Source organism: Kitasatospora sp. HUAS MG31, from assembly GCF_040571325.1.
GTDB lineage: Bacteria > Actinomycetota > Actinomycetes > Streptomycetales > Streptomycetaceae > Kitasatospora > Kitasatospora camelliae.
This window is the reverse complement of record NZ_CP159872.1, coordinates 6731521-6753156: the sequence shown is the minus strand read 5'-3', so window position 1 is coordinate 6753156 and position 21636 is coordinate 6731521. Positions and strand designations below refer to the sequence as shown.

Below are 21636 nucleotides of genomic sequence, written 5' to 3'. Positions count from 1 at the left end.
GGTCGGTCAGCCCTCCGGCCGCGCCAGGCGGACCTCGGTGTCGCCCGGGCGGGCCGCGGGTCGGCCGTGGTCGGTGACCGGCACCAGCCGGCCGCCGCGGCGGACCAGGAACAGCAGCTCGCCGTCGGCCGGGTCCGCGCCGTCGGCGGCGGCGTCGGCGGTGGCCGGGTCGCCGTCGGCGGGCCGCAGCAGAACCCGGAAGCCCTCGGCGTACCGGCGCTGCAGGGCGGGCCGGGACAGCTCCCGCCGGAACAGCAGGTCCCCGTCGACGAGCGGCCGGGCGGCCGGGTCGGCGGTGGTGGACGGGCGCACCCGGTACACCGGGCCCTCCACCCGGTCCCGCAGGGCGGCCGAGGCCAGCAGGTTGAAGTCGTCCTCGGAGGTCAGCAGCAGCACCATGGTGATGCCCTCCGCCTCGGCGTCGGTGCCGACCGCCGCCGGGAGCAGCCCGCCGTCGGCGTGCCGCAGCCCGGCCGCGTGGGCGGTCCGGGAGCGTTCCTCGTCGCCGTCCCAGACCAGCACCTCGATGCCGGCCCGCTGGAGGGCGTGGGCCAGGTCGATCCCCCACGGCTCGGCGCCGACCAGCAGCGGACGGGAGCTGGCCGGCCGGACCACCCGCAGCCGCTCGGCCACCGGGCCCGCGGTCAGCCCGTACAGGGTGACGGTCGCGACGATCACCGTGAAGGTGACCGGCAGGATCTGGTCGGCGCCGCCCACCCCCTCGGCCGTCAGGGGCCCGGCGAAGGCGGAGGCGGTGGCGGCGGCCACGATGCCGCGCGGCGCCATCCAGCCGATGAAGGCGCGCTCGCGGCCCGGGAGGTCGGTGCGCCAGGTGGCGGCGGCGGCCAGCAGCGGGCGGGCCAGCACCACCAGGACGGCGGCCACGCCGAGCGCCGGCGCCAGTACCTCGCCCAGCGACGCGGGGGTCACCGTGGCGGAGATGGAGACGAACAGCAGGCCCAGGATCAGCCGTACCAGGGTCTCCAGGAAGGTCCGCCGGTCGCGCAGGTCGAACCCGGGCAGCCGGGCGGCGGCCACGCCCATCGCGATCGCGCTGATCAGCCCGGTGGCGTCCATCAGCGCGTTGCAGCCCGCCGCGATCCCCACCACCAGGGCCAGCTGGACGGTGGCCGTGGTGATCTCGCCGGGCCGCAGGAAGCGCAGCACCAGCCAGAGCACCAGGGTGCCGAGCGCACCGCCGCCGAGGCCCACCAGCATGCTCAGCAGGAACCGGACGAACTGCTCGCCGACCGAGGGCTCGGTGCCGCCCAGGATCGCGTGGAACACCACCGCGCCGATCACCGCGCAGACCGGGTCGATCAGCGAGCCCTCCCAGACCAGGATCCGCTGGAGCCGGTCGGCCGGCCGGACGAAGTGCAACAGCGGCCCGACCACGGTCGGGCCGGAGACGACCAGGATCACGCCCAGCATCAGCGCGGTCCACCGTGAGACGTCCAGCAGCAGGAAGGCGGCCATCGTCCCGATCACACCGGTCAGCACGGTGCCCATCCAGACCAGCCGGACCACCGTCCGGCCGGTGTGGCCCTTGAGGTGCGCCGGGTCCAGACCGAGGCCGACGTCGTAGAGGATCACCGCCACGGCGAGCGAGACCAGCGGCTCGAAGGAGGAGCCGAGCAGCCGCTCGGGGTCCACGCTCGTGGTGAGCGCCCCCGCCAGGAAGCCCACCGGCAGCAGCACCACCAGGGACGGGACGTTGAGCCGGCTCGCCAGCACCTGCGAGCCGACCGCCAGCACCAGGATCAGCCCGAAGCCAAGGAAGATCTGTTCACCGGTGAGCATCCGTCACCCGGCCGCGGGCTCCGCGGGGAACGGTGGTTCGAGCACCTCGACACTCCTCCCACACCGCCCGGGGCGGTGGCGCGACCCCTTCGATTCTCCGCCCGCCCGGCGGCCCGGCGCAGCCCGGGCGGGACGGGGAGCCGCAGGGCCAGGCCCCCGCCCGGCGTCAGCCCTTGACCGCCCCCTCCTCGACCCCGCGGAAGAAGAACCGCTGGAGCGCCGCGAAGACCACCACGATCGGCAGGAACGCGATCATGGTGCCGGCGGCGATCAGCCGCGGGTTGGCGCTGAAGGTGCCGTTCAGGTACTGCAGCCCGACGGTGAGCGTGTACTTGTCGGGGTCGGTCAGCACGATCAGCGGCCAGAGGAAGTCGTCCCAGGCGCCGATGAAGGTGAAGATCACCACCACGCTGAGCATCCCGCGGACGTTCGGCAGCCCCACGTGCACCAGGCGCTGCCAGGCGTTGGCGCCGTCCACCAGTGCGGCGCTGTCCAGGTCGGGCGGGACGGCCCGGAACGCGGTGCGCATCAGCAGCACGTTGAGCATCGAGACCGCCCCGGGCAGGGCCACCCCGGTGAGGGTGTCGGCGAGGCCGAGGGAGCGGATGGTGACGTACTGGGAGACGATCGTGACCTCGCCGGGCAGCACCAGGGTGGCCAGGAAGGCGCCGAGCACCAGGCGGGCGCCGCGGAAGCGCAGCCGGGCCAGGGCGTACCCGGCGGCGGTGGCGCCGAGGACGTTGCCGGCCACCGCGATGGCGGCCACCGCCAGGGAGTTGGCGGCGTACGTCCAGACCGGGATGGTGTCGGCGACCCGGGCGTAGTTCTCCAGGGTGGGGTCGGCGGGCAGGAAGCTCGGGGTGCGGGTGTAGACATCCTCGCCGGGGCCCTTGAGCGAGGTGGACAGCTGCCACAGGAACGGGCCGATGGTGAGCAGCAGGACGCCGGCCAGCAGCAGGTAGCGCACCGCCCGTTCGGCGGGCGAGGGCGTGTTGAAGCCGCGGGCGGTCACCGGGCGGCCCTCCGGTCGAACCGCAGCAGCAGGAGCATCGGGCCGACGGTGACCGCGAGCAGCAGCAGGCTGAGCGCGGAGGCGTAGCCGAGGTGGCCGGTGAAGCCGCGGCTGTACATCTGGATCAGCATCACCACCGACATGTCCCGGCCGCCGGGGCCGCCGGTGCCGTCCGAGAGCACGTACAGCTCGGAGAAGACCCGCAGGGCGGAGACCGAGATCAGGACCGAGACCAGCAGCATGGTCGACCGGACGCCGGGCAGGGTGACGTGCCAGAAGCGGCGCAGGACGGAAGCACCGTCGACGGCGGCGGCCTCGTGGAGTTCGCGGCCGACGTTCCCGAGGGCGGAGAGGTAGATGACCATGTAGTAGCCGAGGCCCTTCCAGACGGTCAGGCCGATGGCGCTGAGCAGCAGCAGCCAGCGGTCGGTGAGGAACGGGACGGGACGGGTGATCGCGCCGAGCTCCTGGGCCAGGCCGTTGACCAGGCCGCGGTCGTCCAGCACCCAGCCCCAGATCAGGGCGACCACCACGGCGGAGGCGATGACCGGGGTGTAGAAGGCGGTCCGGAAGGCGGTGATCCCGGGCAGCTTCCGCTCCACCAGGAGGGCGAGCAGCAGCGGCAGCAGGGTGAGCAGCGGGAGGCAGACCACCAGGTAGACGATGCTGTTGACCAGGGCGTCGACCAGTTGCTCGTCGGTGAGGGCCCGGCGGAAGTTCGCCAGGCCGGTGAAGTGTCCGCCGCCGAGCGGGCGGGCGTCGGTGAGGGAGAGGACGACGGTGTTGGCGGTGGGCCACAGGTTGAAGACGGCGAGCCACAGGACGGCCGGTCCGACCAGCAGCCACGGGGTGTACCAGCGCCGGTGAGTCATGGGCCTGTGCCTTTCCGGCTGCCCGGGCCGGGCCGGTGCCGCGGCGGCCTCGTGGGGCCGGCCGCCGCGGCGCGGCGCGGGGTCAGCCCTTGAGGAGTTGGTTGCAGCGGGCGACGGCGGTGTCCAGGGCCTGCCGGGAGGTGGTGCCGCCGCTGATGGCCAGGGCGATCTGCTGGTTGACGATGTCGCTCATCGCGCCGTCCACCTGGACCGGCTGGAGCACCCGGGCCTTGGCCAGGGAGGTGAAGGCGATCACCTTGGCGTCGCCGGCGTTGGTGCCGTCGCTGCGGCTGAAGTACGGGTCCTGGGCGCTGGCCCGGGTGGAGGGGAAGATGCTGGTCAGGTGGGCGAAGGCGGCCTGGTTCTCGGCGTTGGTGACCCAGCGGGCGAGGGCGACGGCGGCGGCCTTGTTCGGGGAGCTCCGGGCCACCGACAGGCCCTGGACGTAGAGCGGCGGGGTGCCCATCGCCGGGGAGGGCACGGCCTTCGGGGCGAGGCTGGGGTTGTCGGTGGCGAGGCCGGTGATGAAGTTGCCGCCGCCGGTGGTCCAGGCGGCGGCGCCGGAGGTGAACAGCTTGGCGTTGCCGGCGTACTTGTCGGTGAGGACGTCCTGCGGGAGGAGGCCCTCCTTGAAGGCGTCGCGGTAGCGGTCGAGCAGGGCGGCGGCCTCGGGGGTGTTGAAGGTGAAGCCGCGGCCGTCCGCCGACATCAGCGGGACGCCGGCGTCGGCGAGGTCGCCGAGGCCGGGTTTGCGGCTCATCAGGTGGACGGTGCCGCCGGACCTCTCCTTGACGGTACGAGCCTGGGTGATCAGCTCGTCCAGGGTGGTCGGCGGCTTCCTCGGGTCGAGGCCGTAGCGGGTGAGCAGGTCGCCGTTCCAGTAGTTGACGTCGGTGTTGAGGTACCAGGGGTAGCCGTAGGTGCCGGGGTGGCCGGCGAACCGGTAGGCGTCCACGCCTCCGGCGACGTACTCCTCGGCGAGCTTCGGGTCGGCGCCGGCGACGTCGAGCAGCATGTCCCGCTTGACCAGCGGGAGGGCGAAGTCGGGTGGCAGGTTGACCACGTCGGGGAGGGTGCCGGCGGCGGCCTGGCTGATGACCTTCTCGGCGTAGCCGTCGCCGGGCTGGTCGAGCCACTCGACCTGGACGCCGGGGTGCTCCTTCTCGAAGGCGTGGATGACGCCCTGCAGGTAGTCGGTGAACTTGGGTTTCAGCGCCCAGGTCTGCAGCGAGACCTTGCCCTTCACCTCGCCGCCGACGGCGGTGGAGCCGCCGTCCGGGGAGCCGCCGCCGCCGAGGCCGCAGCCCGCGAGGGTGGCGACCGCGAGAGCGGCCGCGGCCAACCGTGCCCAGTACCGTCGCATGTGGTCTCCTGGCCTTGCCCTGAGAGGGTGTTCGGTAGGTGAATCCCCCCAACTGTCCGGCTTTGATCGGCACGGCACGGACTCGGTTCCATGATCTCGTGGCGGCCGGGTCCGTGTCCGCGATATTGATCGACCGTGACGGAACGACGCCGGTACCCCTCGGACCTGAAGGACGATCAGTGGCAGCTCATCGAGCCGATGCTGCTGAGATGGCGGGCGGCGCGAGCCGAGGGTCGTGAGCCGATCACCGAGCTGCGCGAGGTGGTCAACGCGATCCTCTACGTCGCCCGGACCGGCATCGCCTGGCGATACCTGCCGCACGACTTCCCGCCCCACACCACCGTCTACGGCTATTTCAAGGAGTGGGAACGCGACGGGACCACCGAGCAGATCCACGACACGCTCCGTGACCAACTCCGGGCGAAGAAGAGTCGCCGGATCCTGCCGACCGCGGCGATCATCGACGCCCAGTCGGTGAAGGCCTCGCCCAACGCTCCCGCCGACTCCCAGGGTTTCGACGGTGGCAAGAAGGTCAAGGGTCGTAAGCGGCACATCGCCACCGACACCCTTGGCCTGCTCCTGGTGCTGATCGTCACCGCCGCTGGCGTCCAGGACTCTGCCGGCGGGAAGCAAGTCCTCGACGTCCTCGCGGACCGGTGGCCGAGCGTGACCAAGGCCTGGGTCGATGCCGGCTACAACCACGCCGTCGTCAGGCACGGCGCCGCAATGGGCATCGATGTCGAGGTCGTCGCCCGGGACAAGGAGCAGAAGGGCTTCGTCGTCCAGCCGATCCGCTGGCGGGTGGAGCAGACGTTCGGGATTATGGCCCGGTACCGGCGGCTCCACCGTGACTACGAGGAGCTGCCGGACCGGTCACGCTCGATGATCCAGTGGGCCATGGTCAATTCGATGACCACCCGGCTGACCGCCAGCCCGGACAGAACCGGGCAATACCTCCGCCCGAAACCGCCTGCGGCAGCCTAAATCGGTATCGAACACCCTCTGAGGGGTGGGGTGGTGTGCACAGGCAATTGACTAAACCGGTCTAGCAACGGGGGACTATCCTCCCGGTTAGACTCCGGTGTCAACAGCCGGGACCGAATCCGCGAAGGAGCCCGAGCCCGTGGGCAGACCGACGATCGCCGACATCGCCAGACAGGCCGGGGTATCGAAGGGGGCGGTGTCGTTCGCGCTGAACGGCCGGCCCGGGGTGAGCCAGGCGACCCGCGAGCGCATCCTGCGGGTGGCCGAGGAGATGAACTGGCGGCCGCACAGCGCGGCCCGGGCGCTGGGCGGCTCGCGGGCCGGGGCGGTCGGGCTGGTGATCGCCCGGCCGGCCCGGACGATCGGGGTGGAGCCGTTCTTCAGCCAGCTGCTGTCCGGGCTGCAGGCGGTGCTCTCGGCCCGGTCGGTGGCGCTGCAGTTGATGGTGGTGGAGGACACCGAGGCCGAGATCGAGGTGTACCGGCGGTGGTCCTCGGAGCACCGGGTGGACGGGCTGATCCTGGTCGACCTCCAGGTGCACGACCCGCGGATCGCGGTGCTGGAGGCGCTCGCCCTGCCCACCGTGGTCCTCGGCGGGCCCGGCCGGCACGGCAGCCTGCCCAGCGTCTGGGCGGACGACCGGGAGGCGATGCTGTCGATCGTCGACTACCTGGCGGCGCTCGGCCACCGCCGGATCGCCCACCTCGCCGGCCTGCCCGCCTTCCACCACACCCAGCGCCGGATGCGGGCGCTGCGGGACGCGGCGAAGCGGCTGGGCCTGGAAGAGGCGGTGTCGGTGCCGACCGACTTCAGCGACGCCGAGGGGGCGGCCGCCACCCGCGCCCTGCTGGCCCGGGGCCGGCGGCCCACCGCGATCGTGTACGACAGCGACGTGATGGCGGTGGCCGGGCTCGGGGTGGCGGCCGAGATGGGGGTGTCGGTGCCCGGCGAGCTGTCGATCGTCTCCTTCGACGACTCGGTGCTGGCCCGGATCGTCCACCCGGCGCTCACCGCCCTCTCCCGGGACACCTTCGCGCTGGGCGGGCAGGTGGCCCGGGTGCTGCTGGCCGCGCTGGACGACCCGGCCGGCGTCCGCGACGTGCGCACCCCGACCCCGCGGCTGACCGTCCGGGAGAGCACCGCGCCGCCCGGTCTTGGCAGGGCATCTAAAACGGTTTAGGCTCCGGGAGCGAAGCGGGGCTCCACCGTGCCCCGGGCCCGTCCGACAGCAGGAGGACGAGTGACCGCACACCCCACCGATCCGGCGCGGCTCCGGTTCGGCGTCAACTACGTGCCCTCGGAGGGCTGGCTCTACAGCTGGCTGGACTTCTCGGCGGACGCGGCCCGGCGGGACTTCGAGGACATCGCGGAGCTCGGGATGGACCACGTCCGGGTCTTCCCGGTGTGGCCCTGGATCCAGCCCAACCGCGGCCTGATCCGCCGCCGCGGCATCGAGGACCTGCTCGAACTGATCGACACGGCAGCCGAGTTCGGCCTGTCGGTGGCGGTGGACCTGCTGCAGGGCCACCTCTCCAGCTTCGACTTCCTGCCCTCCTGGGTGCTCACCTGGCACCAGCGCAGCCTGTTCACCGACCGGGCGGTCAGGGACGGCCTGGCCGCGTACGTGACCGAGGTGGCCCGGGCGGTGGCCGAGCGGCCGAACGTCTTCGCGCTGACCCTGGGCAACGAGGTGGACAACCTCTGGCCGGCCAACCCCGTCACCGCCGAGGAGTCCGGCCGGTGGGCCGCCGAGCTGCTGGCGGCGGCCCGGGCGGCGGCACCCCGGCTGCTGGCGCTGCACTCGCTGTACGACGCCGCCTGGTACCGGCCCGACCACCCCTTCCTCCCGCAGGACGCCGTGGAGCTGGGCGATCTGACCACCGTCCACTCCTGGGTGTTCAACGGGGTCTCGGCGATCGACGGGCCGCTCGGCCCGGCCACCGTCTCGCACGCCGACTACCTGGTCGAGCTGGCGGCCGCGAGCGCCACCGACCCGGCCCGGCCGGTCTGGCTGCAGGAGGTGGGCGCCCCGCAGCCGGACGTCCCGCCCGCCGACGCCCCGGCCTTCGTCCGCCGCACCGCCGAGCAGGTGCTGGCCAACCCCTCGCTCTGGGGCCTCACCTGGTGGTGCTCGCACGACCTGGCCCGGTCCCTCGCCGACTTCCCCGAACGGGAGTACGAGCTGGGGCTGTTCACCGTGGACCACAAGCGCAAGCCGGTCGCCGAGGAGCTGGCCGCGGTGATCCGCGAGCCGCGCCGTCGGGCGGCCGACCGGCCGGCCCTGCTCTGCGACGTGGACCTGCGCACCCAGCCCGGACGGCGGGCCGAGGTGGCCCCCGGCAGCCCGTTCCACGCCGAGTGGGTCCGGCTGCGGGCCTCCGGGCCGCTGGCCGTGGTCCCGTCCGCCCGGGCCGGCGACCGGGCGTACCTGGCCGCCCGCGGCGTCGCCACCGTCCTCACCCCCGCCTGACCGCACCACAGCACTCGCACCTCCGGTACCTCCGCACCACCGGCACCTCCCCCATGGCAGAACCGCTGGATCGGAGAACGATGAGACGTCCCCTGCCCCTGCCCCTCCTGCTGTGCGCGGCCCTCGGCGCCGCCACTTTGGCCACCGCCCCGGCCGCCGCCCGCCCGGCCGCCGACCCCCCGGCCACCACGGGCGCGGCCGCCGCCGCGTCCGGCACCCAGCCCTTCGCCTCGTACTGGTACCCGAACACTCTGCTGACCTGGGATCCGGCCACCGACCCGGACGCCCGGTTCAACCGCTCCCGGGTACCGCTCCAGCCGCGCACCCAGGACCCGGCGCTGCGGGCCAACCCGGCCGCCCGCGCCGGCGAGGGCCGGGTGACCTCGCTGGCCGCCTTCGCCCCCACCTCGGGCAACCCCTCGCAGGGCTCCGCCGACCCGAACGCCTACGCCTTCGGCTACTGGCAGTACCTGGACACCCTGGTGTTCTGGGGCGGCTCGGCCGGCGAGGGCCTGATCCTGGCCCCCAACCCCACGGTGATCGACGCGGCCCACCGCAACGGCGTCAAGGTGTACGGCACGGTCTTCTTCCCGCCCGCGGCGTACGGCGGCCGGCTGCAGTGGGTACGGGACTTCACGCAGAAGTCCGACGGCCGGTACCCGGTCGCGGACAAGCTGGTGGAGGTCGCCCGCTTCTACGGCTTCGACGGCTGGTTCGTCAACCAGGAGACCGGCGGCGGGGACGCGGCCCTGGCCGGCGAGATGCGCGAGCTGATGCGGTACGCCGACGCCCGGGGCCCGGTGGAGTTCATGTGGTACGACGCGATGACCGAGAGCGGCGCGGTGGACTGGCAGGACGCGCTCAGCTCCGCCAACGACGCCTTCCTCCAGGAGAACGGGCGCCGCACCTCGGACTCGATGTTCCTCAACTTCGGCTGGTCCGCCTCCGGGCTGGACTCCTCCCGCACCCTGGCCCGCTCGCTCGGCCGCAGCGCGTACGAGCTCGCCGCCGGCGTCGACACCGAGGGAGGCGGCTACAACACCTCGGTGGACTGGAACACGCTCTTCCCGCCGAACCGGCCGCACACCGCCTCGCTGGGCCTCTACCGCCCGGAGTGGACCTGGAAGTCCGCCGCCGACCGGGCCGACTTCCAGGCCCGGGACTCCCGCTACTGGGTCGGCGCCAACGGCGACCCCTCGAACACCTCCACCTCCTCGTCCTGGAAGGGCCTGGCCACCTACGTCGCCGAGTCCTCCCCGGTCACCGCCAAACCCTTCGTCACCTCCTTCGACGCCGGGCAGGGCGACTTCCACAACTCCCAGGGCCGGCGCGTCGCCACCGGCGGCTGGAACAACCTCTCGCTCCAGGACGTCCCGCCGACCTACCGGTGGCTGGTCGCCTCCGCCGGCAGCAGGATCACCCCGTCGATCGACTTCACCGACGCCTACGAGGGCGGCTCCTCCCTGCGGCTCACCGGGCGGCTGGACGCCGTCAACACCGTCCGGCTGTACCAGTCCCGGCTGCCGGTCGCGGCCGACACCCGGCTGTCGGTGGTCCTGAAGACCCCCGCCGCCGGGCCCAGCCACCTCAGGGCCGCGGTCTCCTTCACCGACGCGCCCGGCACCTTCACCACCCTGGACCTCGGCTCCACCTCCGGCGGCGACTGGGAGCGCCGGACCCTCGACCTCTCCGGGTACGCCGGGCGCACCATCGCCCAGATCGGCCTGCAGACCACCGGGACGGCCGACGCCCTGGACGTGCGGGTCGGCCAACTCGCCGTGTACGACGGCACGGTGGACACGGCGGCCGCGCCCACCGGGCTGACCGTGCTGGGCGCGAGCGAGGTCTCGGCCACCCGCCGGTCGCTGCGGCTGGCCTGGACGGCCTCGGCGAGCGGCGCGGTGCACCACTACGAGGTGTACCGGCGCAACCCCGACGGCGGCCGCACCCTGCTCGGCGCCACCCCGAACGACGCCTACTTCGTCGCCGGACTGGACCGGGTGGGCGCGGAGACCGAGACCACCCTGGAGGTGGAGGCGGTCTCCACCGAGTACGGCCGCTCGGCCGCCGCCACCACCCGGGTCACCTGGCCCGGCGGCGGCACCGCCACCAACCTGGCGCTGGACCGGCCCGCCACCGCCTCCGGCCGGTGCAACACCGCCGAGGGCCCCGAGAAGGCCGTCAACGGCAGCGTCACGGGCGGCAACGGCGACAAGTGGTGCACCCTGACCTCCGCCAAGTGGCTGGAGGTGGACCTGGGTTCGGTGCGCAGCCTGAGCCGGTTCGAGGTCAGGCACGCGGCCGCCGGCGGCGAGAGCGCCGCCTGGAACACCCGCGACTTCACCATCCAGGTCCGCGACTCCACCACCGACCCGTGGACCACCGCCGTCACCGTCACCGGGAACACCGCGGCCGCCACCAGCCACCCGGTCGCCGTCACCGCCCGGCACGTGCGGCTGCAGGTCACCCGGCCGACCCAGAACGGCGACCCCGCCGCCCGCATCTACGAATTCGAGGCCTGGGGGGCGTAGCCTCGCCCCCAGGGGAGCCGACAGGAAGGAAGCGCCCCCGTGCCGGTCACCATCACCGCCGTCACCAGCACCGATCTGTTCACGGGCACCGAGCAGGCCCCGCGCCAGCTGCTGCGGGTCACCCTCGAAGGTCCGCCCTGCGCCGTGGCCGTCGACGGCCCGGGCGTCCACGGCGAGGCGACCGGCACGGGGGTGCTGGAGGTGCCGCTGGAGATCACCGACCGGGCCTCGCCCGGCGACCTGCTGCCGGTCACCGTCACCGCCGGCGGGGCCCGCGCCGAGGCCGTGGTCGAGGTGGCCGAGCCCGGCTGGACGATGTACCTGGTCTCGCACTTCCACTACGACCCGGTCTGGTGGAACACCCAGGCCGCGTACACCTCGCCCTGGGAGCTGCTCTCCGGGGACGCCACCACCCGTCCGCTGTGGGAGCGCAACGGCTTCGCCCTGGTCGACGCCCACCTGGACCTGGCGCTGCGCGACCCGGTGTACCGGTTCGTGCTCGCCGAGATCGACTACCTCAAGCCGTACTTCGACCAGCACCCCGAGCGCCGCGCCCAGCTGCGCCGGCTGCTGGATTCGGGGCAGGTGGAGCTGGTCGGCGGCACCTACAACGAGCCCAACACCAACCTGACCGGCGCCGAGACCACCATCCGCAACATCGTGCTCGGGGTCGGCTACCAGCGCGACATCCTCGGCGCCGACCCGCGGACCGCCTGGCAGCTGGACGTGTTCGGGCACGACCCGCAGTTCCCCGGGTACCTGGACGCCGCCGGGCTGACCGGATCGGCCTGGGCGCGCGGCCCGTTCCACCAGTGGGGGCCGATCCAGAAGAACTTCCGGGAGGCCAAGGACGACGCCACGGTGATGCAGTTCCCGAGCGAGTTCGAGTGGATCTCGCCCTCGGGCCGCGGCGTGCTCACCCACTACATGCCGCACCACTACTCGGCGGGCTGGTGGATGGACTCCTCCGCCGACCTGGCCGCCGCCGAACAGGCGGTGTACGAGCTGTACCGCAAGCTGAAGCCGGTCGGCGCCACCCGGAACCTGCTGCTGCCGGTCGGCACCGACTACACCCCGCCGAACAAGTGGGTCACCGAGATCCACCGCTCCTGGGCGGCCAAGTACCTGTGGCCGCGGTTCGTCTGCGGCACGCCCCGGGACTTCCTGGACGCCGTCCGCGCCGAACTCGCCGCCTCCGGGCGCCGGCCCAGCCCGCAGACCCGCGACATGAACCCGGTCTACACCGGCAAGGACGTCTCCTACATCGACACCAAGCAGGCGCAGCGGGCGGCCGAGGTCGCCGCGGTGGACGCCGAGAAGCTGGCCACCCTGGCCGCACTGCACGGCCTAGGCCGGTACCCGGACGCGGCACTGGACAAGGTCTGGCGCCACCTCGCGTACGGCGCGCACCACGACGCCATCACCGGGTCGGAGTCCGACCAGGTGTACATCGACCTGCTGGGCGGCTGGCGGGAGGCGTACGACCTGGCGGCCGGGGTGCGGGACACCGCGCTGGCCGGGCTGGCCGGGCGGATCGACACCACCGGCGAGGGCGCGGCCGTGGTGGTGACCAACACGCTCTCCTTCGACCGCTCCGGGCTGGTGGAGGTCCGACTGCCGGAGGACGCGGGACAGGTACGGGTGGTGGACGGCGGCGGCGCGGCCGTGCCGTGCGCGGTGGCCGGCGGGGTGCTGCGGTTCCTCGCCGAGGGGGTGCCGGCGCTGGGCTGGCGGACCTGGCGGCTGGTGCCGGGCGAGGCCGACCCGCTGTGGACGCCCGCCGAGGGCACGGAGATCCGTGACGAGCGCTACCGGGTGGTGGCCGATCCGGCCCGCGGCGGCGGTCTGACGGTCGTTCAGGATCTGCTCCACGAACGGGATTTGATCGCCGACGGACAGGTCGGCAACGAGCTGCGGGTGTACCGGGAGTACCCGCAGCACCCGGACTTCGGAGAAGGCCCCTGGCACCTGGTTCCCCAGGGCCCGGTGACCGGCTCGGCCGGCGCCCCGGCCGAGGTGCGGCGGGAGACCGGGCCGCTGGGCGAGCGGCTGGTGGTGGCCGGCACGGTGGAGGGCCTGCGGTACGAGCAGACGGTCACCCTGTGGCGGGGCGCGGCGCGGGTGGACTGCCGGACCCGGGTGGTGGACTACGCGGGCGCGGACCGGCTGCTTCGGCTGCGCTTCCCGGTGGACCTGCCGGGCGCGCTGCCGGTCAGCGAGGTGGCGGGCGCGGTGGTCGGCCGGGGCTTCGCCCTGCCCGACGTGGACGCCGCGGAGGCGCCCTGGACCCTCGACAACCCGGCCAACACCTGGTTCGGACTGGGCTCCACCGCCCGGGTGGCCCTCACCGGCCCGGCCGGGCAGGTGCTGGGCGAGCGGGCCCTGGGCGTGGCCGAGGTGGTCGTCCCCGGCCTGGCCGAGGCCCCCGACGCCCGGGACCTGGTGGTGGCCCTGGTCCGGGTCGGCGTCACCGCGACGGTGGCCGCCGCCGACTGGTCCCGGTACGGCTGGCTCGACGTGGACTCCAACCTGCCGGACGTCCGGATCGTGCTGGGCGGCCCCGAGGTGAACGACGCCGCCCGGGACCTGCTGGAGCGGGCCGGCGAGGAGTACGCGGCCGTGCTGAAGGCCGAGGGCCGGGTGTGGGTGCCGGCCGAGCGCCCGCTGCGCGAGGTGTGGCGGCCCAACGCCGACCTGCGGGACCTGCGGGCGCTGCCCGCCCTGGTGGTGGCGGACCCCGCCGCCCTGGCGGAGGACCTGGCCGACGCCCGGGTGTCCGCGGTCTGCCCGGGGCCGGTGGCCGCCGAGGAGCTGCTCACCGACCACACGGTGGCGCTGCTCACCTACGGGCTGCCGGGCTTCGCGGTCGACCCGGCGGGCGCCCTGAACCTGTCCTTGATGCGCTCCTGCACCGGCTGGCCCTCCGGCGTCTGGATCGACCCGCCGCGGCGCACCCTCCCCGACGGAGCCTCCTTCCAACTCCAGCACTGGACACACGAGTTCTGCTACGCCCTGGTGTCCGGACCGGGCGACTGGCGGGAGCTCGCGCTGCCCTCGCAGGGGCAGGAGTTCAACCACCCGCTGTACGCCCGGATCGCCGAAGCGCAGGCCGGGGACCTGCCCGCCGCGCACTCCTGGCTGCGGGTGCGCCCGGAGCGGGAGGTCCTGCTCGGGGCGCTGAAGCCGGCCGGCAACCCGATCGCCCGCGGCTCCGCCCAGCGGGTGGACCCGGCGGACGGGGTGGTGCTGCGGCTGCTGGAGTCCACCGGACTCGGACGGGAGGCCGTCCTGGAGGGCGGGCTGGCCCCGGACCGGCTGCGCGCGGCCGATCTGCTGGAGCGGCCGGGGGCCGAGCTGGACGGGCCGGTGGCGCTGGCCGGTTCGGAGGTCGCCACGGTGACCGGGGTGCCCGCCGTCGCGGCCGCCGCCGGTGACGGTGTCGGTGGCGGTGGCCGTGGGGAGCCGTCCGGGGCCGTACTGGGTCCGGCCGCGGAGGCGGCGCAGCCCGTCCACGCCCGCTACTGGCTGCACAACCGCGGGCCGGCGCCGATGGGGTACCTGCCGGTGTCGGTCGGGGTCTCCCCCGGCCTGCTCCGGCTCCCCGCCGGTACCGCCGACGCCCCGGTCGAGCTGTCGGTGGCGCTGGCCTCGCAGCTCACCGACGCCGCCGTGGAGGGCACCGCCGAGGTGCTCGTACCCGAGGGCTGGTCGGTGGACCTGCGGCGGCGGCCGTACCGGCTGGCGGCGGGCGGGCACCTGCGGTTCCCGGTCACCGTCACCCCGCCGCCGGACGCCGAACCCGGCCTGTACTTCGTCGCCGTGCGGACCGCCTACGACGGCCAGGAGGTGGAGGACGTGGCCACGGTCGCCGTCGGCGACCTGCCGGCGCTGCTGCCGGTGCCGGGCGAGGTGCCCGAGGACTGGTCGGCGGCCCAGGGCACCCAGGCCACGAGCGGCCGGGACACCGGCCTGACGGTCGGGGTCGCCGGGCAGTCGCTGCACCTCACACCCGGCGGGCGGGCCGAACTACGGGTCCTCCTGGCCAACCGGACCCGCGGCGAGATCCGCGGCGAGCTGCAGGTGGTGGCGCCCTGGGGGATCTGGGAGGCGCTGCCCGACCCGGTCCGCGGCTTCACCCTGGCGGCTGGGGCCCGGACGGAGATCGCCTTCCCGGTGGAGGTGCCGGCCGGCACCGAACCGGGGGCGTACTGGGCGCTCGCCAAGGTGATGTGGTTCGGCCGCTGCCAGTACGCGCCGACCGTGGCACTGGTGGTGGAGCCGTGAGCGGGCACCACCACGGCCCGCACCCGGCGGCGGCCGGGGTGCTGGGGTTGCTGGACGGGCGTCCGCTGCCCCGCGCCGAGCTGGACCGGCGGCTGGCCGCGCTGCGCGGCGGGCCGCGGTCCTCGGCGCTGCCGGTGCCCGGGAGCGCCGAGGACCGGCAGCTGACCCGGTGGGTGGCGCAGGTGGTGCTGACCGAGGAGCTGTGCGCGGTGGAGGCGGCCGAGCGCGGGCTGGACGCCTCCACCGCACCCCCGGTCCGGCTGGACCAGCGGGCGGCGGTGGAGCTGGGGTCGATCGCGGCGGCGGCGTTCGAGGGCAGTGCCGCCGTCCGGGCGGTGTACGCGGCGGTCACGGACGGGGTGGAGGTGGATCCCGCCGCCGTGGAGCGGTACCGCACGGCGGCGGGCGGGCAACCGGCGGAACCGTCCGAGCTCTGGCGGCTGGCCACACCCGACGGCACCTTCGACACCGACCCGGCCGGCCTGCCCACCACCCTGGCCGACGCCCTCCGGGCCGCCGGGCCGGGACGGGAGGTCCACGCGGGCGGCTGGACGGCCACCCTGATCGACCGTCGACCGGCGGCGGCACCGGGCGAGGACGCGGAGGCCGCCCTCCGGGAATCCGCCCGCCGAATCGCCTTCGTCCGCTGGCTCGACCACACCCGCGCCACCCGCCTCACCATCCTCCCCGGCCTCGAACACCCCGGCGACCCCACCCAACCCGACAACCACCACCGCCACTGACCCACACAACCGGGCTCCCCAGGCGCGCAGCGCTGCCCCACGCAACCGGTGCTCCCAGGGGCGCGGGGAGACCTAAGCAACCGGGATCCTCAGGGGCGCGGGGAACTGCGCGAGGCGGGAGGTGCGGCGCCGTATCCGGACAACGAGGAGAAGCTGCACCGCCGTTGCCGGCTTGAGGGGTGTGCCCTCCGCTGCGCGCAGTTCCCCGCGCCCCTGGGAGGCCACGGGTAGCGTCGGTGTCCGGATCTGACGGGATGGTGTCATTGCGGTCATGGTGGCGCGGGCGTGACGATGGGGGCATGTCCAGTTCCCGCCGTGTCGTCATCGCGGTCTTCCCCGACGTCGACCTCCTCGACGTCACCGGCCCCGCCGAGGTGTTCGCGCTGGCCAACCGCGAGACCGGCGACCGCGCGGGCTACCGGGTGGAGCTCGCGGGGCCGACGGCCGGGCCGGTCACCACCTCGGCCGGGGTGCGGCTGCTGCCGGACCTCACGTTCGCCGAGGTGGACGGCGTGCTGGACACCCTGCTGGTCCCGGGTGCGGTGGACCTGCACCCGGGTGGGCCGGTCGCCCGGATCGACCAGGAGGTGGTGGCGTGGCTGAAGGGGGTCGCGCCGCTGGCCCGCCGGGTGGCGTCGGTGTGCGTGGGCGCGCATCTGCTGGCGGCGGCCGGGCTGCTGGACGGCAGGACGGCCACCACCCACTGGTCGACGGCCGCCCAACTGGCCGCCGATCATCCGGCGGTGACGGTGGACCCGGACCCCATCTTCCTGCGCAGCGGGAACGTGTGGACCGGGGCCGGGATCAGCGCCTGCATGGACCTCTCGCTGGCGCTGGTGGCCGAGGACCTCGGTGAGGAGCTCGCCCTGGCGGTTGCCCGGCAGCTGGTGATGTACCTCAAGCGCCAGGGTGGTCAGAGCCAGTTCTCCGTCCCGCTGAGCCGCCCGGCCGCCTCCCGCCGGGACATCGACGAGCTGCGGACGTACATCGCCGACCACCCGTCGGCGGACCTGTCCGCGGCCGCGCTCGCCGCCCGGATGTGCCTGAGCGAGCGTCACTTCGCCCGGGTCTTCCGCCAGGAGACCGGCACCACCCCGGCCGCCTTCGTGGAGGCGGTCCGGGTGGAGGCGGCCCGCCGGCTGCTGGAGAGCACCGACCAGTCGCTGGACCGGGTCGCGACCGCCTGCGGGCTCGGTTCGGTGGAGACCCTCCACCGGGCCCTGCGCAAGCAGATCGGCACCACCCCGGCGGCCTACCGCCGCCGCTTCCGCACCACCGGCTGACTTCCCCTTTCACAGTCCCAGTACGGCTCGGCCCTGCCCGAAAACCCTCACCCTCCACCGAACGGAGCCCCGCCATGTCCTCCTCCGCCCCCGCGTCCACCACCCTGCGCGACGTGATCGGCCTCGACGGCAGCCTGCCGCGCCTGGCCGACGCCACCCTCCTCATGATCGACTTTCAGCACACCTACCGGACGGGCGTGATGGCCCTCGAAGGCGCCGAACAGGCCCTCGCCGCCGGGGCCCGGCTGCTGGCCGCCGCCCGGGCCGCGGGTACCCGGGTCGTCCACGTCGTCAACGACGGCGGCCCGGGCACCCCGTACGACATCCGGGCGGAGATCGGGGCGATCAGCGCCGAGGTGGCTCCGGTGGAGGGGGAGCCGGTGGTGGTGAAGTCGCTCCCGAACGCGTTCCACGGCACCGAGTTGGAGAAGACCCTGCGCGAGCTGGGCACGGGTGGGGACTTGGTGCTGGCCGGGTTCATGACCCACCTGTGCGTGGCGTTCACCGCCCAGGGCGCCTTCGCCCTCGGCTACCGGCCCACGGTGGTCGCCGAGGCCACCGCCACCCGGTCGCTGACCGCCCCGGACGGCACCCCGATGCCTGCCGCCGTGCTCCAGGCGGCCGCCCTGACCACGGTGGCGGACCTGTTCGGCACCGTCGCCGCGACGGTGGCCGACCTCACCGCCTGAGCGTCCGGCCCGGGGCCGTCCCCGTCCGGCTATCCGGCCGGGCGGGGACGGTAGGTGAGCAGCACGTTGCCCGAGCGGAAGACCCGGGTGTCGGTGAGTTCCAGGTGGACCCGGGAGTGGATCCCGGTGAAGAGGGAGCGGCCCCCGCCGAGGGCCACCGGCATGGTCATGATCCGGATCTCGTCCACCAGTCCCGTCTCCAGCAGCCGCACCCACAGCCCGTTGCTGCCGAACACCCCGAGGTCCGCCCCGGCCTGCTCGCGCAGTTCGGCGATCTCCCCGGTGCTGCGCAGGATCCGGCCGGGACCCCAGTCGGCGTGTTCCAGGGTGAGGGTGGCGACGTACTTGGGGACGGCGTTCATCAGCGCCGCCGTCCGCGGGTCCTCCCGCTCGGCCTCCGGGGTCGGCCAGTACGCGGCCATGCCCTGGTAGGTGATCCGCCCGAACAGCAGCCCGCCGAACCCGGCCAGCTGCTCCACCGCGAACGCGCCGAACTCCTCGTCCACCACCGGCCAGTCGAACGCCCGCCCGGGGCCCTCGTAGAACCCGTCGGCGCTGGCCACCATGAAGACCACGACCCGGCCCATCCCCGTCGCCCCCCGTCAGCCGAGGATCTCGGCGAGGTCGTAGGAGACCGGTTCCTCCAGCTGCTGGTAGGTGCAGCTGGCCGGGTCCCGGTCCGGGCGCCACCGCTTGAACTGGGTGGTGTGCCGGAAGCGGGTGCCCTCCATGTGGTCGTACCCGACCTCGCAGACCCGTTCGGGCCTCAGCGGCACCCAGGAGAGGTCCTTCTTGCCGGTCCACCGGCTGACCGCGCCGGGCAGCCGGGAGGCGGCCTGGGCGTCCTCCTCGGCCCAGGCGGCCCAGGGGTGGCCGGTGAGGTCGTCCAGCCGCAGCGGCGCCAGTTCCTCGACCAGCTCGCTGCGGCGGGCCATCGGGAAGGAGGCACTGACCCCGACGTGCTGCAGCCGCCCGGTGTCGTCGTACAGGCCGAGCAGCAGCGAGCCGACCACCGGGCCGCTCTTGTGCTCCCGGTACCCGGCGACCACGCAGTCGGCCGTCCGCGCGTGCTTGACCTTGAACATGGTGCGCTCCCCCGGCGCGTACGGGGCGTCCAGCGGCTTGGCCACCACCCCGTCGAGTCCGGCGCCCTCGAACCGGGAGAACCAGCCGCGGGCCGTCTCCACGTCGGTGCTGGCCGGCGCCACGTGCACCGGCGGGCGGGCGCCGCCCAGGGCGCGGACCAGTTCGGCCCGGCGGACGGTGAGCGGCTCGCCGTCCAGCGCGGTGTCGCCGAGGGCCAGCAGGTCGAAGGCGACGAAGGAGGCCGGGGTCCGCTCCGCCAGGGTCCGCACCCGGGACGCGGCGGGGTGGATCCGCTCCAGCAGCTCCTCAAAGTGCAGCCGGCCGTCGTGGACGATCACCACCTCGCCGTCCACCACGCAGCGCTCCGGCAGCCCGGCCCGGAACGCCGCCACCAGCTCCGGGAAGTACCGGGTGAGCGGCTTGCCGGTGCGGCTGCCGATCTCGACCTCCTCGCCGTCGCGGAACACGATGGCCCGGAAGCCGTCCCACTTCGCCTCGTACTGCATGCCGGGCGGGATCTCGGCGACCGACTTGGCCAGCATCGGGGAGAGCGGCGGCATCACGGGGAGTTCCATACCTCCGATGGTGGACGAACCGGCCGGTAGCGGCGCGCGGGCGCGCCGGTCCGCACCGGCGGCCCTAGCGTGAACCCCATGGCAGGAACGGCTGTGGAACTGGAGGTGGACGGCCGGGCGGTCAGGCTGTCCAACCCGGACAAGGTGTACTACCCCGAGCGGGGCTTCACCAAGCGGGACGTCGCCGAGTACTACCTCGCGGTGGCGCCCGGGGTGCTGCGCGGGCTGCGGAACCGCCCCACCACGCTGCAGCGCTTCCCGGACGGCGTCGAGGGCGAGTTCTTCTACCAGAAGCGCGCCCCCAAGGGCCTGCCCGACTGGCTCCCCACCGCCCGGATCGCCTTCCCCAGCGGCCGCAGCGCCGACGAGATCTGCCCCACCGAGCCCGCCGCCGTCCTGTGGGCCGCCAACCTCGGCTGCCTGACCTTCCACCCCTGGCCGGTCCGCCGCGACGACACCGAGCACCCGGACGAGCTGCGGATCGACCTCGACCCGCAGCCGGGCACCGACTTCCGCGACGCCGTCACCGCCGCCCACGAGCTGCGCGCCCTGCTGGAGGAGCACGGACTGCGCGGCTGGCCGAAGACCTCCGGCGGCCGCGGCCTGCACGTCTACGTGCCGCTGGAGCCGCGCTGGACCTTCACCGACTGCCGGCACGCCGTGATCGCCCTCGGCCGCGAGCTGGCACGCCGGATGCCCGGCCGGGTCACCACCGCCTGGTGGAAGGAGGAGCGCGGCGAGACGATCTTCGTGGACTACAACCAGATGGCCCGCGACCGCACCATCGCCTCCCCGTACTCGCTGCGCGCCCGCCCGCGGGCCACCGCCTCCGCGCCGCTGCGCTGGGAGGAGCTGGACGAGGTCTCCCCCGCCGACTTCGACCTGCGGACCCTCCCCGAGCGGTTCCGCGAACTCGGCGACCTGCACGCCGACATGGAGGACCACGCGTTCACCCTGGACGCCCTGCTGGAGCTGTACGCCCACCAGGACGAGGGCGACCTGCCGTACCCGCCCGACCACCCGAAGATGCCGGGCGAACCGGCCCGCGTCCAGCCGAGCCGGGCCCGCAAGCACTGAGGTCCGGGCGGGAGCCGCTCAGGGGCGGGGTGCGGGTCCGGCCGGCGCGGGGACGGCGAGCACCCGGCCCGTGGGAGCGGCCCCTCCGGCGGCCGCGGGGCCGTGCCACTCGGCGGCGGTGACGTAGAGGGTGCGGCCGTCGGGGCCGCCGAGCGCGCAGGAGAAGCCCCCGCGGTCCAGGTCCACGGTCCGCTCCACCGCGCCGCCCTCGCGGACCCGGACACACCGGCGGCCCGGCACGTCGGCGAACCAGACGAGGCCCTCCGCGTCCAGGCAGATGCCGTCCGGCGCGGAACCGGGAACCTCGGCCCAGGTCCGCCGCCCGGACAGGCCGCCGTCCGGGCCGATGTCGAAGGCCGTGAGCCGGCTCGCGTACGACTCCGCCACCAGCAGCGTCCGGCCGTCCGGGGTGAGCGCCATGCCGTTGGGGAATCCCAGGTCCCCGGCCACGGTCCGGGCTCGGCCGTCCGGGGTGACCAGGGCGATCAGCCCGGGGCCGGGGGCCTCGCCGGCCATCAGGTCGAAGCCGATCCCGTTGACGTACGCGTTGCCCCGGCCGTCGGCGACCACCTCGTTCCACGGCCGGTCGGAGAGGTCCCGCAGGTCGGCGTGGAGCGCGGTGGACCCGTCCGGCTCCCGGCGCAGCAGGCGGGCGTCGCCGCCGGAGACCAGCAGCAGGCGGCCGTCGGGCAGCCAGTCGATGCAGAACGGGAAGGTGTCGACGCCCAGCGCGGTCCCGCGGCGGCCGTCCGGGGTGACGGTGAGGAGTTCCCCGGCGCCCCAGTCGCAGACCCAGAGGGCGCCGTCGTGCCAGCGGGGGGACTCGCCGAGGACGAGACCGTCGAGCAGGACGCGGTGGTCGGGCAC

At 74.2% G+C, this 21636-nt stretch carries 16 protein-coding genes; 9 read left to right on the top strand and 7 right to left on the bottom strand.

Translation table 11 applies throughout. The annotated features are described in order from the left end of the window. Positions 1–6 precede the first annotated feature (6 nt). The 4 genes from ABWK59_RS30130 to ABWK59_RS30115 form a co-directional block, all read right to left on the bottom strand. Complete coding sequence (locus ABWK59_RS30130) at positions 7–1800, bottom strand: cation:proton antiporter (protein WP_354643804.1); 1794 nt, start codon at positions 1798–1800, stop codon at positions 7–9. 166 nt (positions 1801–1966) lie between these two features. After that, positions 1967–2812 carry a carbohydrate ABC transporter permease gene (locus tag ABWK59_RS30125; RefSeq protein ID WP_354643803.1) on the bottom strand — a complete coding sequence of 282 codons (846 nt, stop codon included), beginning with the start codon at positions 2810–2812 and terminating at the stop codon, positions 1967–1969. Next, positions 2809–3684: a carbohydrate ABC transporter permease gene (locus tag ABWK59_RS30120; RefSeq protein WP_354643802.1), complete on the bottom strand. Its 876-nt coding sequence runs from the start codon at positions 3682–3684 to the stop codon at positions 2809–2811. The genes ABWK59_RS30125 and ABWK59_RS30120 overlap by 4 nt, the downstream gene beginning before the upstream one ends. An 82-nt stretch (positions 3685–3766) precedes the next feature. Beyond that, positions 3767–5047 carry an ABC transporter substrate-binding protein gene (locus ABWK59_RS30115; RefSeq protein WP_354643801.1) on the bottom strand — a complete coding sequence of 427 codons (1281 nt, stop codon included), beginning with the start codon at positions 5045–5047 and terminating at the stop codon, positions 3767–3769. A 135-nt stretch (positions 5048–5182) separates the two neighbouring features. On the opposite strand from ABWK59_RS30115, the gene ABWK59_RS30110 reads away from it, so the two are divergent. From ABWK59_RS30110 to ABWK59_RS30075, 8 genes are all read left to right on the top strand, one after another. Then, positions 5183–6031: an IS5 family transposase gene (locus tag ABWK59_RS30110; protein WP_354639193.1), complete on the top strand. Its 849-nt coding sequence runs from the start codon at positions 5183–5185 to the stop codon at positions 6029–6031. A 139-nt stretch (positions 6032–6170) separates the two neighbouring features. Beyond that, complete coding sequence (locus ABWK59_RS30105) at positions 6171–7211, top strand: LacI family DNA-binding transcriptional regulator (protein ID WP_354643800.1); 1041 nt, start codon at positions 6171–6173, stop codon at positions 7209–7211. A 60-nt stretch (positions 7212–7271) separates the two neighbouring features. Beyond that, a complete protein-coding gene (locus ABWK59_RS30100) occupies positions 7272–8501 on the top strand; it encodes a glycoside hydrolase 5 family protein (protein WP_354643799.1) in 1230 nt (409 codons plus the stop codon). An 80-nt stretch (positions 8502–8581) separates the two neighbouring features. Then, the gene (locus ABWK59_RS30095; RefSeq protein ID WP_354643798.1) at positions 8582–11032 is read left to right on the top strand and encodes an endo-beta-N-acetylglucosaminidase; all 2451 of its coding nucleotides are present in this window, start codon (positions 8582–8584) and stop codon (positions 11030–11032) included. 39 nt (positions 11033–11071) lie between these two features. Further along, the gene (locus ABWK59_RS30090; protein WP_354643797.1) at positions 11072–15316 is read left to right on the top strand and encodes an NEW3 domain-containing protein; all 4245 of its coding nucleotides are present in this window, start codon (positions 11072–11074) and stop codon (positions 15314–15316) included. Beyond that, positions 15313–16059 carry a DUF7158 domain-containing protein gene (locus ABWK59_RS30085; RefSeq protein ID WP_354643796.1) on the top strand — a complete coding sequence of 249 codons (747 nt, stop codon included), beginning with the start codon at positions 15313–15315 and terminating at the stop codon, positions 16057–16059. Before ABWK59_RS30090 ends, ABWK59_RS30085 begins: the two co-directional genes overlap by 4 nt. Positions 16060–16358: 299 nt before the next feature. Next, the gene (locus ABWK59_RS30080; protein ID WP_354643795.1) at positions 16359–17342 is read left to right on the top strand and encodes a GlxA family transcriptional regulator; all 984 of its coding nucleotides are present in this window, start codon (positions 16359–16361) and stop codon (positions 17340–17342) included. A gap of 74 nt (positions 17343–17416) precedes the next feature. Continuing rightward, positions 17417–18031, top strand: coding sequence for an isochorismatase family protein (locus ABWK59_RS30075; RefSeq protein WP_354643794.1), 615 nt, complete (start codon positions 17417–17419; stop codon positions 18029–18031). A gap of 29 nt (positions 18032–18060) precedes the next feature. On the opposite strand, the gene ABWK59_RS30070 is transcribed toward ABWK59_RS30075, so the two are convergent. Together ABWK59_RS30070 and ABWK59_RS30065 are read right to left on the bottom strand one after the other, a co-directional pair. Beyond that, positions 18061–18618, bottom strand: coding sequence for a dihydrofolate reductase family protein (locus ABWK59_RS30070; protein WP_354643793.1), 558 nt, complete (start codon positions 18616–18618; stop codon positions 18061–18063). Positions 18619–18633: 15 nt separating this feature from the next. Then, complete coding sequence (locus tag ABWK59_RS30065) at positions 18634–19692, bottom strand: ATP-dependent DNA ligase (RefSeq protein WP_354643792.1); 1059 nt, start codon at positions 19690–19692, stop codon at positions 18634–18636. A 78-nt stretch (positions 19693–19770) separates the two neighbouring features. Here ABWK59_RS30065 and ligD point away from each other — a divergent pair, with 78 nt between their 5' ends. Further along, a complete protein-coding gene (gene ligD, locus ABWK59_RS30060; RefSeq protein ID WP_354643791.1) occupies positions 19771–20769 on the top strand; it encodes a non-homologous end-joining DNA ligase in 999 nt (332 codons plus the stop codon). A gap of 18 nt (positions 20770–20787) precedes the next feature. Here ligD and ABWK59_RS30055 read toward each other — a convergent pair whose 3' ends face one another. After that, complete coding sequence (locus ABWK59_RS30055; RefSeq protein WP_354643790.1) at positions 20788–21636, bottom strand: SMP-30/gluconolactonase/LRE family protein; 849 nt, start codon at positions 21634–21636, stop codon at positions 20788–20790.